At 65.9% G+C, this 12,147-nt stretch carries 13 protein-coding genes; 2 read left to right on the forward strand and 11 right to left on the reverse strand.

Going from position 1 to position 12,147, the window contains the following annotated elements; all coding sequences use genetic code 11:
• Positions 1-166: 166 nt before the first annotated feature.
• Genes BMI89_RS07490 through BMI89_RS07505 form a run of 4 tightly spaced genes read right to left on the reverse strand, consistent with a single transcriptional unit; the run spans position 167 to position 4,087 of the window.
• Positions 167-937, reverse strand: coding sequence for an SDR family NAD(P)-dependent oxidoreductase (locus BMI89_RS07490; RefSeq protein WP_078570416.1), 771 nt, complete (start codon positions 935-937; stop codon positions 167-169).
• A complete protein-coding gene (locus BMI89_RS07495) occupies positions 934-1,872 on the reverse strand; it encodes an SDR family oxidoreductase (protein ID WP_078570417.1) in 939 nt (312 codons plus the stop codon). Before BMI89_RS07495 ends, BMI89_RS07490 begins: the two co-directional genes overlap by 4 nt.
• Positions 1,869-2,771 (reverse strand): bile acid:sodium symporter family protein, encoded by a 903-nt coding sequence (locus BMI89_RS07500; RefSeq protein WP_078570418.1) that lies wholly within the window; start codon positions 2,769-2,771, stop codon positions 1,869-1,871. Before BMI89_RS07500 ends, BMI89_RS07495 begins: the two co-directional genes overlap by 4 nt.
• Positions 2,768-4,087 (reverse strand): NAD(P)-binding domain-containing protein, encoded by a 1,320-nt coding sequence (locus BMI89_RS07505; RefSeq protein ID WP_078570419.1) that lies wholly within the window; start codon positions 4,085-4,087, stop codon positions 2,768-2,770. Before BMI89_RS07505 ends, BMI89_RS07500 begins: the two co-directional genes overlap by 4 nt.
• Positions 4,088-4,151: 64 nt before the next feature.
• Between BMI89_RS07505 and BMI89_RS07510 the strand changes: the two genes are divergently transcribed.
• Complete coding sequence (locus BMI89_RS07510) at positions 4,152-4,817, forward strand: TetR/AcrR family transcriptional regulator (protein WP_172976174.1); 666 nt, start codon at positions 4,152-4,154, stop codon at positions 4,815-4,817.
• Between the two features lie 4 nt (positions 4,818-4,821).
• Positions 4,822-5,562 carry a sulfite exporter TauE/SafE family protein gene (locus tag BMI89_RS07515; RefSeq protein WP_143593850.1) on the forward strand — a complete coding sequence of 247 codons (741 nt, stop codon included), beginning with the start codon at positions 4,822-4,824 and terminating at the stop codon, positions 5,560-5,562.
• A 21-nt stretch (positions 5,563-5,583) separates the two neighbouring features.
• On the opposite strand, the gene BMI89_RS07520 is transcribed toward BMI89_RS07515, so the two are convergent.
• The 7 genes from BMI89_RS07520 to BMI89_RS07550 all read right to left on the reverse strand — a co-directional run bounded on the left by BMI89_RS07520 (position 5,584) and on the right by BMI89_RS07550 (position 12,121).
• Complete coding sequence (locus BMI89_RS07520) at positions 5,584-6,660, reverse strand: site-2 protease family protein (RefSeq protein ID WP_078570421.1); 1,077 nt, start codon at positions 6,658-6,660, stop codon at positions 5,584-5,586.
• A gap of 151 nt (positions 6,661-6,811) precedes the next feature.
• Positions 6,812-7,573 (reverse strand): enoyl-CoA hydratase/isomerase family protein, encoded by a 762-nt coding sequence (locus tag BMI89_RS07525; protein ID WP_078570422.1) that lies wholly within the window; start codon positions 7,571-7,573, stop codon positions 6,812-6,814.
• On the reverse strand, positions 7,570-8,874 hold the full coding sequence (locus tag BMI89_RS07530) for an AMP-binding protein (RefSeq protein WP_078570423.1): 1,305 nt from the start codon (positions 8,872-8,874) through the stop codon (positions 7,570-7,572). Before BMI89_RS07530 ends, BMI89_RS07525 begins: the two co-directional genes overlap by 4 nt.
• Positions 8,871-9,548, reverse strand: coding sequence for a TetR/AcrR family transcriptional regulator (locus BMI89_RS07535; RefSeq protein WP_246831982.1), 678 nt, complete (start codon positions 9,546-9,548; stop codon positions 8,871-8,873). The genes BMI89_RS07530 and BMI89_RS07535 overlap by 4 nt, the downstream gene beginning before the upstream one ends.
• A gap of 98 nt (positions 9,549-9,646) precedes the next feature.
• Complete coding sequence (locus BMI89_RS07540) at positions 9,647-10,636, reverse strand: MBL fold metallo-hydrolase (RefSeq protein WP_078570424.1); 990 nt, start codon at positions 10,634-10,636, stop codon at positions 9,647-9,649.
• Positions 10,637-10,703: 67 nt separating this feature from the next.
• Positions 10,704-11,627 (reverse strand): histone deacetylase family protein, encoded by a 924-nt coding sequence (locus tag BMI89_RS07545; protein ID WP_078570425.1) that lies wholly within the window; start codon positions 11,625-11,627, stop codon positions 10,704-10,706.
• A 188-nt stretch (positions 11,628-11,815) separates the two neighbouring features.
• Positions 11,816-12,121: a hypothetical protein gene (locus tag BMI89_RS07550; protein WP_078539324.1), complete on the reverse strand. Its 306-nt coding sequence runs from the start codon at positions 12,119-12,121 to the stop codon at positions 11,816-11,818.
• Positions 12,122-12,147 lie beyond the last annotated feature (26 nt).

Raw genomic sequence — 12,147 nt, forward strand, 5'->3', positions numbered from 1 at the left:
CCACCGGGGTGCGGGAATCTATCGAAGAGAGTGAGCGCGTCACGGGCCTCCGACCTTCACAGGACCGGGGCTAGATTAGCGCTAAGGGGGTGCGTCGCTTCAATGCGCTCGATCAAGTCGGGCGCGATTTTTCTCGATCTCTAGCGAAAGGTCACTGTGTTCGGCCTCAGGATTGGCCCTTCGCGATGTTGCGCTCCATGAGCCGCTGGAACAGCCGGGGCGAGGCGCGGTTGATCCACCATGCGAGCCGCGCGACGCGGCCCACCGGGATCATCGGGCGGCCGCGCTTCAGCCCAGTAAGGATCACCTGTGCGGCAGCCTCGGGCGTCATGTAATCCACCCCGTCGGCGGCCGCTCCGGGGCGCGCGATGCTGTCGGATTGCCGCTCGGCCCGGTCGATATTGGTCGCCACGAAGGAGGGCGCCGCGATCTGCACGCGCACGCCGTGAGGGGCCTCCTCCGAGCGCAGCGATTTGAAGAACCCTTCCAGCGCATGTTTCGACGCCGCATAGGCCGTGCGGTGGTAAAGCGGCGAGAACCCCGCGACTGAGGAAATCGCCAGATGCGTGCCGTGGCTTTCGCGAAGCGGCTCGAGGAAATGCCGCGCCATAGCGGTCGCCGCGAAATAGTTGATCTCGAAGACCTTGCGATGTGCGGCCTCGGTCAGCTCGGAGAACGGCCCGATCTGGGTGACACCTGCATTGTAGATCACCAGATCGATCCGGGGGTGACGCGCGCGGATGTTATCGCAGGCGCTGGCAAGTTGCGCCGGATCGGTCAGATCGCAGGCGATGGCTTCTTCGTTTGGCGTGGCCGTCAGCCCGGAGATATCCCGGTCGAGCAGCACGACCTGCCAGCCCTCGGCGCGCAGCCCCGCCGAGAGCGCCTGCCCAAGGCCCCCGGCGCCGCCCGAGATTACCGCAACCCGCGTGCTCATAGCCCGGCCTCGCGCGCCCAGAGATCGAAGACTTCCGCGCTGGTCAGCTCGGGCGTGTAGCCGAAGACCTCCTTCAGCGCGTCATTGGCCAGCACGGGGCGGTATTGCAGGAAGCGCACCTGCTCGGGCCCGTAGCGGCTCAGCCCAAGCGGATGGGCGAGGGCCAGCGCGGCCTTGATGCCAAGCGCGGGCAGGCGGCGCACCGGTTTGCCCAGACGCCGCGCCAGATCGCTGACGCCCAAAGCGCCGTCGCCCGCGACGTTGAAGATTCCGGGCGGCCCATCGGTTGCCGCGCGGATCAGGATGCGCGCGAGATCGCGGGTCCAGATGAAGACGAAGGGGCTCTCGCAGCCCTTCAGTGCGAGCAGACGCGGCTTGCGAAAGAGCGCGGTGATCTGGTTGTCCGTGCCCTTGCCCAGAACCGTGCCGACCCGCAGAACGACCTGTTCGAGGGCAGGGTGGGCGGTACGCGCCTCGGCCAGCATCTCCTCGACCTGCCGCTTGTGATCGGCATAGGCGAACTCGGGATTGCCGCGCACCGGATCACTCTCGCGCAGCGGCACGGGATTGTCGGCGTGATAGCCATAGGCCGCGCCCGAGGAGGTCACGACGAGCCGCCGCACCCCGACCGAAAGCGCCGCATCCAGCACCTTCCGCGTGCCCTCCACATCGACCTTATAGGCGAGATCGCGCCCCATGCCGGCGCCCGGCGTCACGATGGAGGCGAGATGCACGATCACCTCCGGCCGTTCGCGCGCGATGACCTTGCCGGGGGCATCGGTGGTCACATCCATCGCCACGAAGCGCACGGCTTCGGGCAGGGTCTCGGGGGCCGCCAGATCGGTCGCGATGACCTCATGGCCGCTCTCAGACAGCTCAGCCGTGAGTACGCGGCCGATCATGCCGCCCGCTCCGGTAATCAGAATCCGGGTCATCGCGCGGCCTCCTTTTGTCTCATGATGGTCGAGATCGCGAAGCCCGCGATGATGTGCCAGATGCCCCAGAAAGCCGCGACGATTGCCATGCCGCCCAAGCCGCCGAAGAAGGCGAAGATCAGCACGAGGCCGAGACCTGAATTCTGGATGCCCGTCTCGATGGTGATCGCGCGCCGGTCGAAGGGCGACAGCCGCGCCAGCGTCGCGGTGCCATAGCCGCCCGCGAAGGCCAGCGCGTTGTGCATCACGACCATCCCCGCGATCAGCCCGACGAATTGCACGAAATATTGCCAGTTGGCACTGAGCGAGAGCGCCACGAACGCCACGAAAATCGCCATCGAGATCCATTTCAGCGGATCGCGAATGCGCGTCGTGAGGTCATAGCGGTAATGGTTCAGCGCAATCCCGGCGATCAGCGGTAAGAGCAGCATGACACCGACGGTGATCGCCACGCTTACCGGGTCGATATGGGTCTCGTGCAGCAGCGCCCGCGTCGGTGCGTACAGGCTGCCCCAGAAGGCGATATTTAGCGGCGTCAGCACGATTGCCGCCACCGTGGCGAAGGCGGTCAGCGAGACCGAGAGCGCCGTGTTCCCACCCGCCCGATGGGTGAAGAAGTTCGAGACATTCCCGCCCGGGCAGGCCGCCACGAGGATCAGCCCCAGTGCGATCGACGGGCTGGGCTGCAGCGCCAGCACCAGCCCGAAGGTGAGCGCGGGCAGCACCAGAAATTGCGACGTGAACCCGACGATCAGCGCCCAGGGCCTGCGCACCAGCGGGCGGAAATCGCGTGGGGAGAGGTCGATCGCGACCGAGAACATGACGATGCCGAGGATCGCGTTGAGCAGATGCAGGGCGCCGGGGCTGAAATTCAGCCGAACCGCGTCGAGCCCCGTCATGCCGCCGCCTTCCCGCCGAGCGCCTTGATCCAGCCGGTGACCGCCTTGCGATAGGTCGCCTTGTCCACGTAATAGGCCATCCGCGCGAGCTTGAGATAGGCCATGCCGCCGGTCGCGCGCTCGAACCCTTCGGCCTTCTTCGCCTGCAGGCGCTTCGCGGCCTCCGAGCCATCGTGCAGCCCGCGAATGTAGCGCGCCACCATCTCGGCCTGTTCGTGGCGACCCTGCCAGCCAAGCCCGCTCGCCTCCAGCATGCCCAGCACGAAGAGATCGTCGCGTTTGGGATGCATCGCGTTCAGGTACAGATGCGGCGCATCGCCTTGCCAATTCAGCAGCTCGGGTGCGATGAACGGGTAATGCAGCTTGTAGCCGGTGGCCGCGAGGATCATGTCGTAATCCGCCTGCGTGCCATCCTTGAAATGCACCGTTTTGCCGTCGAGCCGCGCGATATCCGGGCGCACTTTCAGATCGCCGTGGCCTGCGTGGAACAGCACCAGCGAGTTCACGATCGGATGGCTCTCGTAGAGTTTGTAATCGGGCTTGGGAAACCCGTATTTCTGCGGATCGCCCACGAACCATTTCAGCAGCGCGCCGTCGATCTTGCGCTTGAGCCACATCGGCAGCTTGATCGCCCCGCCCAGCGTGTCGGCGGGTTTGCCGAAGACGTATTTCGGCACGAAGTAATAGCCGCGCCGCATCGACAGATCGCAGCTTTTGCCGTGGTGGATCGCGTCCACCGCGATGTCGCAGCCCGAATTGCCCGCGCCCACGACGAGCACGCGCTTGCCGGCGAATTGCGACGGATCGCGATAGGCCGAGGAATGGATCAGCTCGCCGTCGAACTGGCCGGGGAACTCCGGCATGTTCGGCTCGGAAAGCGTGCCATTGGCGATCAGAACGCCTGCATAAATCTCGGAATGCTCGCCTTCCGCATCGCGCCAGCTGACCCGCCAGCCCTCGCCATCGCCGCCCAGCGGTTCAGTTTTCGTCACCTCGGCGCCGAAGCGGTAATGGCGGCGAATGTCGAAATGATCGGCGAAGTCGCGGAAATACTGCGCCATCTCGCGGTGGCTCGGGTATTCCGCCACCTCCTCGCGCATCGGGAAATCGGTGAATTCCGTCATCCGTTTCGAGGAAATCAGATGCGCGCTTTCATACATCGTCGAATGCGCGCCCTCGATATCCCAGAGCCCGCCCACATCGCTGTGCAGCTCGAAGCCCTGATAGTCCACTCCCTGTTCGCCCAGCACCTTGGCCGCGGCCAGGCCCATCGGGCCCGCGCCGATCAGGGCGAACGTGCCCCTCGTATTTGTCATGTTGCGTCTCCTCCCAGACATTCTTAAATTGAACCATTGTTCATAATAAGCAAGCCCCGATCTGATGACGAAAAAGACGACCGAGAAACAAAGGCTTAGGGCGCCGTCGAAGCGCTCTCTCGCGAGTCGTTCACGGATTCTCGATGCGGCGGAAACGGTGTTTGCGCGGGACGGATTCGAAGGCGCGAAGGTGCGCGACATCGCCGCGCTGGCCGAGGTGCCGCTCGGTCTGGTGAACCATCACGGGGGCTCGAAAGAGGCGCTGTTTCGTGAGGTCGTGGAGCGGCGCGCCGAAGAGCTGGCGCGTCTGCGTCTCGAGGCGCTGGCGCAGGCGAAGGGACAGGGGGCGCTCGATCTGACGGCGATCCTCGGCTGCTTCTTCCGGCCCTATCTGGCGAAGGCGGCGGGGAGCGATCCGCAATGGTTGGCCTATGCGCGGCTCGTGGCGATGGTCTCGGCCGATCCGGCTTGGGCCGACATCTCGACCGATCTGTTCGACCCGACCGCGCAGCGCTTCATGGATGAAATCTGCGCGCTGCATCCGAAGGTCAGCCGGGCGGTCGTCGCCGAAGGGTTCGTCTATTCGGTCGCAGCCCTTCTGGCCTTCCTGACCTCGGAATGGCGGATCGCGGCGCTGGCCTCGCAGTCCGATGCGCAAGCCTCCGTCGAGGGGCTGGTCGCCTTCTGTGCAGCGGGCTGTGCGGCGCGGATCGCGCAGGCCGAGACGTGACCGGATGCTGAGCACAACGACCCTGCTGGTCATCACTGCGGTGTTCTTCTCGGCCTTCCTGCGCGGCGTCGCGGGGTTCGGTTTCGCGCTGGCCGCGGTGCCGATCGTCTCGCTGATGGTGCCGCCGATCGAGGCGGTGACGCTGGCGGTTCTGCTGCAGGTCGTGGTCGGGTGCCGCGATCTTTTCACCCTGCATGGGCATGTACATAAACCGTCGCTCGCGCGGCTGTCGCTGGGCGCGATTGTGGGCACGCCGGTGGGGATATTCGCGCTCACCGCCGTCAGCGCCGATGCCGCGCGGGTGATGATCGCGCTCGCCGTGCTGGCGGGACTGGCGCTGCTGTTGCGCTACAAGCCTGCGCGCCCGCATCCCCATGGTGGGCTCGCGCTGTTGGCGGGCGTCGCTTCGGGCGCGTTTTCCGGGCTCGCGGCGATGCCGGGCCCGCCTGCGGTGGCTTATTATCTGGGCGCGGGCACCACGGCTGTGCAGACGCGGGCCTCGTTGCTTTTGTTCTTCTTCGTGGCCTCGCTGCTGGCCACGCCGGGGCTGATCTGGGCGGGCGCGGTGAATGGCGATGCGCTCTGGCTGACGCTGGTCTCGGTGCCTGCGCTTGCGCTGGGGACATGGGCGGGGACCGCGGCCTTCGCGCGGCTTGACAATACGCAGTATCGCTCTCTCGCCATCGTGGTCATGGCAATTTCGGCGGTGCTGGCAGGCTGGCGGGGGCTGTCGGTCTATCTCTAGGGCCGGGAGCGAGCGCCCCTCTTAGCTGCCGCGGGCGAGGATGAACCACTCGCCGATATTTTCGCGATTGATGAAGCCCACGAAATTCCCGGTCTTGCCGATCACCGCCACCGCGGGAATACGCCCTTTCGCGAACGCGTCGAGTACATCGTCCATGCCCGTCTTCAGCGACACGACGGGCACGTTGTCGAACATGATCTCGGAAACGGGGCGCTGGCGGAACTCGGGGTCGGGCCGGGCCAGCACGCTCTCGCGGGTGACGAAGCCGACGAACTGCCCGTCCGGCGTGAGCACGGGGAACTCCGATTGCGAGCTGTGCAGGATCGCCTGAGCGGCGGTGTCGAGCGTGTCGTCGGGCGTCAGCGACACAAAAGAGGTGATGACCGCGTCACGCGCGGCCGAACGATGGGCGAGGCCACGCATCGCCGCATCCGAGCTTTCCGCCCCGGCCGCGAAGAAGATGAACGCCGCGATCAGCACGAGGATCGGGTTGCCGCTCGTCAGCCCCCAATAGGCAAAGAGCACGGCGATGACCTGCCCGGTCCGCGCCGCGACCTGCGTGGCTTTCACCCGGTCCATGAAGAGCGCAAGCACGGCGCGAAACACCCGCCCGCCATCCATCGGGAAGGCCGGGATCAGGTTGAACGCCACGAGAAGCGCGTTCACCAGCGCGAGCCGGCCCCAGAAGCTTTGGCCTGGATTGTCGAGCGATTGCAGGTCGCTCAGCCAGCCGCTGCCGCCAAGGAAGATCGTCAGGATCAGGAAGATCACGACATTGACCGCAGGGCCTGCCACCGCGATCAGGATTTCCTGCTTGGGGTTTTCCGGGATCCGCTCCAGCCGCGCCAGCCCGCCGATCGGCAGAAGGGTGATGTCGGGGGTGCGCACGCCGAACCGGGCCGCCATCGTCGCATGGCCGAATTCGTGCAGAACGACGCAGGCGAAGACCGACAGAATGAAGAGCATGTTGATCAGCGCGGCCTGCGGTCCGTCCGCCGCCCAGGCCGAGGCGGTGATCCAGATGATCAGCAGAACGAAGGTGACATGCACCCTGAGAACCGTGCCGCCGATCTTGCCGATTGAATAGGACCAGCTCATGTCATCCCTCTCTTTCCGCCATGCGGTTGCCCCGCAACCGGGGCGCGGCACACGGATGTCCGCCGACCTCAATCTGACCCTTCGTTCCGGTCACCACAAGCAAGCAATCCCAATAAGTGACGGAGTTTGAAAAAGCTTCTGCCCACGCAGATCAGAACTCGGTCACGCGCCGCGTCGTTTCCGGGTCGAGGAAACCCGCGACCGTGGCATCGGTCTCGAGCTGCAGCGCCCGGTGCAGGTCCGGCACCGCGGCGTGATTGAGAACGCGTTTCATCGCGCGCACCGACAGGACGGGGAGATCTGCAAGCCGTTCGGCGGTCTGGACGGCCACCGCGATCAGCGCGGCATCGTCAACCACCTTCCACGCCAATCCGATCTCGCCCATCTCCTGCGCCGAATACCGGTCGCCGAAGATCAGCATCTCGCGCGCCTTGTTCAGCCCGACCAGCGCGGGCAGGAGCGAGGTGACGGCCCCGGTGACGAAAAGGTTCAGCGATACCTCGGGGAAGAAGCCCTTGGCGCTTTCGGCCCAGATCGGAAAGTCGCAATTGATCGCCCATTCCAAGCCGCCGCCGACGGCCCAGCCGTTGATCGCGCCGACCACCGGCTTCGCGCCCAGCGTGATCGTATGGGTCGCGCGCTGTATCGCGTGCACGATCTCGCGCGCCTCTTCCTCGGTCTCGGGATGGGTATGGGCCTTGCGGTCGTCGCCCGCACAAAACGCTTTGCCCGCCCCGGTGAAGATGATCGCTTTCGTGGCCGGGTCGGCATTGGCGTCCTCGAAAGCGCGCGCGACATCGACGACCAGCTGACGGTTCATCGCGTTGAGGCGTTCGGGTCGGTTGAGGGTGATGGTGCGCACGCCCTTGGCGCCAAGCTGGCTCAGGACGGTGTCGTAGCTGAAATGGCTCATTGGAAACTCCGGATGACGCGTTTGGTCTTGCCCTCGGTGCGCGGGAAGCTGTGGGCGGGCAGGAGGGTGACGCTCGCCGTCGCACCCAGTTTCGACTTGATCCGTTGCTCTACCTTGCGCGCAAGATCGGGCGTGGCGTGCTCGCCTTCCGCCAGTTCGGCGCTGACGGGCAGGGTGTCATAGGGCGGCGGCGTGTCGAGGGTGATGCGATAGTCGCCCGAAAGCTCGGGGATTTCGTTGAGCACGGCGGCGACCATCGAAGGGAACATGTTCAGGCCCCGCACGACCACCATGTCATCGGAGCGCCCGACGACGGAGAAACGAAACCCGGTGCAGCCGCAGGCGCAGGGCTCCGTCTCGCCGATGGTGATGATGTCGCCCGTGCGAAACCGCACCAGAGGCTGGCAGTCGCGCACGAGGTGGGTCAGGACCAATTCGCCGCGCGCCCCGACCTCCAGCGGGATCGGCGCGTCGGTATCGGGGTCGATCAGCTCGGGATGCAGCACGTCGGCGGCCATGAAATGCAGCTTCGTGTCATACGGACATTCCGCCGCGAAGTTCGAGAAGACGTCCGAGACGCCGTAATTCGCGTTGCGCGGCTCCATCCCCCAGGTCTCGCGCAGGCGGGCGCGGAAGGCGGGGTCGTCGAGCCCCGGCTCGCCCCCGAACAGACCCAGCTTGAGGCCCAGATCGCGCGGCGTCAGACCGGGGTGTTTCTCGGCGATGACCCGTTCGAGGACGGAAGGGTAGGAGGGCGTGCAGGAGATCGCGGTGATGCCGACCTCGCGGATCGTCTGGATAAGAAGCTCGGTCGAACCGACGCCGAAGGGCACGACCAGCGCGCCGGTGGCCTCCAGCGTCATGTGATCGGTCAGCCCGCCCATCCACATCTGGTAATTCAGGCAATGCACCACCGTATGCTCCGCCGTCAGCCCCGCAGAGCGGTGACAGCGCCCGCCGACCTCCTGCGTCACCAGCGCGTCGCGGGCCGAGAGCGCGAGGTTCATCGCCTGACCCGTGGTGCCCGAGGTTCGATGCAGGCGGTTGGCGGTGCTGCGCGTGGCGGCGAGGTAGTCGCCGAAGGGCGGATGCTCGGCCTGCGAGATCCGCAGTTGCGATTTGTCGGAGAGCGGCAATTCGGGCAGGTCTCGCAGATCTTCGGGCGGCCTGCGTCCCTGCCAGAGCCTTTGGTAGAAGGCAGAATGCGCGGTGACATGGGCGCGCTGCGCCTGCCAGCGGCGTTCGATCTCGGGCTGCAGCTCCGCGCGGGAGAGTTTCTCGGCGCCGGGAATGGTGGTCATGCCGTCATCCCCCGGTCCCAGAGCAGCGAAAGCGTCTCCAGCACCGCATCGCGATCCTGCGATATCTCGATCAGGACCGGGTCCTTCGCCAGCAGAAGGTTGGAGAGGTATTGATCGACCATGCCCCCCAGCGCATAGGCGCGGCGCAGCAATTCGTCGCGCGGGGGGACCGCCGTGCCCTCCTGCCGCTGCCGGCGTTCGACGGAGGCGACCACCGCCTCGATCCATTCCCGGTTGAGCGTCTGAAACGCCGCCTGCGCCTCGGGGAAGCCGTCGGTCGGGTGGATCAAGCTGCGCATCAACCCGCTATTTCGCTCGAACAGACGGAGATAGGCGCGGGTCGCCGCGCGCGGCGCATCATGGCCTTCGCGTTCGCTCGCCGCCCTCATCGCCAGTTGAAGGAAGGCCACGAACGCCCGAAGCAGGCTGTCGAGCAGGGCGTTGCGATCCTTGAAGTAAAGGTAAAACGTGCCGTTCGAGACGCCGGCCGCCTTGCAGATTTCCGCGACGGTGAGGCCTTGCGGCCCGCTGTCTTGCAAAACCTTGCAGGCGGCGATTTGCAGCTGGGCGCGGGTGCGCTCTCCCTTCGGGCGTCCGGCGCTGGTCTTGGCAAGATGCTCCGGAAAAGAGAACACGGCGGCGTCCTGCGACGCATTTGCGAGGGTGGGGGTCACGTTCCGGCTCCAAAAATGAAACTGACGTCAGTTTTATATTTAGGGAGAGCAAACCCGTCAACGCTGACGTGACTCTGCGTTGAGTCGGGGTGGCGGTCTTAGATCCCAGAGGGCGCCAGATAGACCTCGCCGGGGCCAAAGGGGAGAAAGCGCTCCGCCGCGATCCCCGAGGCTGCGAGGCTACGACCCAGCAGGGCGGGCGGTTCCTCGCGCGGCTCGTCGGTCAGCTGGAATGTCCCCCAATGACAGCCAAGCGCCTGCGTGGGGCCGATATCGGTGAAGATGCGCACGGCTTCTTCGGGCGCGACATGCTGGGGATGCATGAACCAGCGCGGCTCATAGGCCCCGATCGGGATCACCGCGATGTCGGGCGCGCCGTGCCGGGCGCGGATATCGCGAAAGAGCGCCCCGTCGCCATAGCCGGTATCGCCCGCGAACCAGATCCGGCTCTGCGGCGTGTCGATCCAGAATCCGCTCCAGAGCGCCATGCGCCGGTCGCCGAGCCCGCGCGCCGACCAGTGGTTCGCGGGCGTCAGCGTGACCGAGACCTCGGAAGTCAGCGCGATGCGGTCGTGCCAATCCCCGGTCTCGATCTGCGCGTCGCGGACCGCTTTTCGCACCGTCGCATCGGTGCCCAGCGGCATAATCATCTTCGGGCGGTGGCGCTTATGCAGCTTGCGCAGCGTCACGGTGTCGAGATGGTCGTAATGGTTATGACTGATCAGAACCGCGTCGATGGGCGGGAGGTTGTCGAAGGCGATACCGGGCGCGGTGACGCGCCGGGGCCCGGCAAAGCGCAGCGGGCTCGCGCGCTCCGACCAGACCGGATCGGTCAGCAGGTTGAGCCCCGCGACCTGAATGAGAACCGAGGCATGCCCGACCATGGTCAGCCGCGCCGTGTCGCTGCGCTCGGGCGGGATGTTCGGCTCGACCGGGACATGCTTGGGCCAGCGCGCCCGCTGACCCTCGCGGTGCCATTTGAGAATGTCGCGAAAGGAGCGGTCGGTAGAGGGCTGGTCCTGCGGGTGAAACCGCTCGCCGTCGAAATGGTCCGTGACCGGGCCGGAATAGTAGCGGTTACGTGCCATCTCGTGCCTGCCTTTGTCTTTCGGGGAAGATTAGCGAACCGGACCCGGCCTGTCGCGTTCCGGGATATCAGCGCGCCAAGGCCTCGAGATGGGCCGCAGCCCCTTCCGCGAGCGCGGTCGGGTTATAGCCGCCCTCCAGACAGGAGACGATACGCCCCTCGCAACAGCGGCGCGCGACGCCCCGGATCGCATTCGTCAGCCACCAGTAATCGCCCGCGGTCCAGAGCAGCCCGGAGATATCGTCCTCGCGATGCGCGTCGAACCCGGCGGAGACGATGATCAGCTCCGGCTTGAAGGCCTCGAGCCGCGCCAGCCCGTCCTCCCAGGCCACCTTCATCTCGGAGGCGCCGCTCCCGCTGGCAAGCGGAAGGTTGAGCACGTTGTCATGCGCCCCGGTCTCCGAGCGCGCCCCGGTGCCCGGCCAAAGCGACTTGGGCTCCTGATGCGACGAGATGAACAGGCTGCGCGGCTCGTCCCAGAGGATATCCTGCGTGCCATTGCCGTGATGCACGTCGAAATCGAGCACCGCAACACGCGACAGGCCATGCCGTTCGAGCGCATGAAGCGCCGCAAGCCCGGTATTGCCATAGATGCAGAACCCCATCGCCCGCGTCCGCGTCGCATGGTGCCCCGGCGGGCGGGTCGCGACGAAGACGCGCTTGGCCTCGCCCGAGAGGACAAGATCGACCGCCTGCAAGGCACCGCCTGCGCCGAGACGGCTTGCACGGCGCGACCCGGGCGAGACATGGGTGTCCGAGTCGAGATCGGCATGTTCCTCACGCGCGAAGACCTCTTCGAGCGCTTCGAGATAGGCCGGATCATGGCCCAGCAGGAGGTCCTCGTCATTGGCCTCGCGCGCCTCGATGACGGGCAGCTCCATCTCGTCGATCAGTCCGCGCACCGTCTCGAGCCGCCACGGACGCTCGCGATGATGAGGCCCGGTATCGTGACCAAGGCAATCCGCATGGGTGATCGTGACGAAACTGCTCATGAAGCTCTCCAGAGAAGGGGCGTATCGGGGCTATAGGCGCGAGTCGGACCCCGCCGCACCGTTACTCGTCCGGTGCTGCCCGTTGCGAAGCTGCGTCAGCCTTGGGGAAATGACAAGCACCCCCAAGGACGGAAACGCGCTTCCGCCGTGACTTTGAAGGGACGTCGCCTAAACGCGGCGCATTGCTGTCAGCAGGGTGGCCCGATCAGAAACACGGGCGGCAGTTCGCGCGCGCGGCGCTCTGCCAGCCGTCGTTTCGCGGTGGCCAGCTTGACCTGCGTGACCTCGAGGCGCACCAGCGCCCGGCTGCGCGCGTCATAGAGCCGTCGTATCGGTGAACCCGGATTTCCGATCATTCCCGGACGACGGTCCGCGCTTGGCGGAAACCAGTCGTTCAAGGCCACAAGCGCGTCTCGCCACGCTCTGTCCGCCTCGATGTAACGCTCGAACGCAAGACGCAAAGCGCGGCGGCGCGTCGTGAGTTCCGGTCGCATTCTCTCTCCTCCCCAGAAGATTCGAC

The organism is Thioclava sp. F36-7, assembly GCF_002020075.1.
In the GTDB taxonomy this organism is placed as follows: Bacteria; Pseudomonadota; Alphaproteobacteria; order Rhodobacterales; family Rhodobacteraceae; genus Thioclava; species Thioclava sediminum.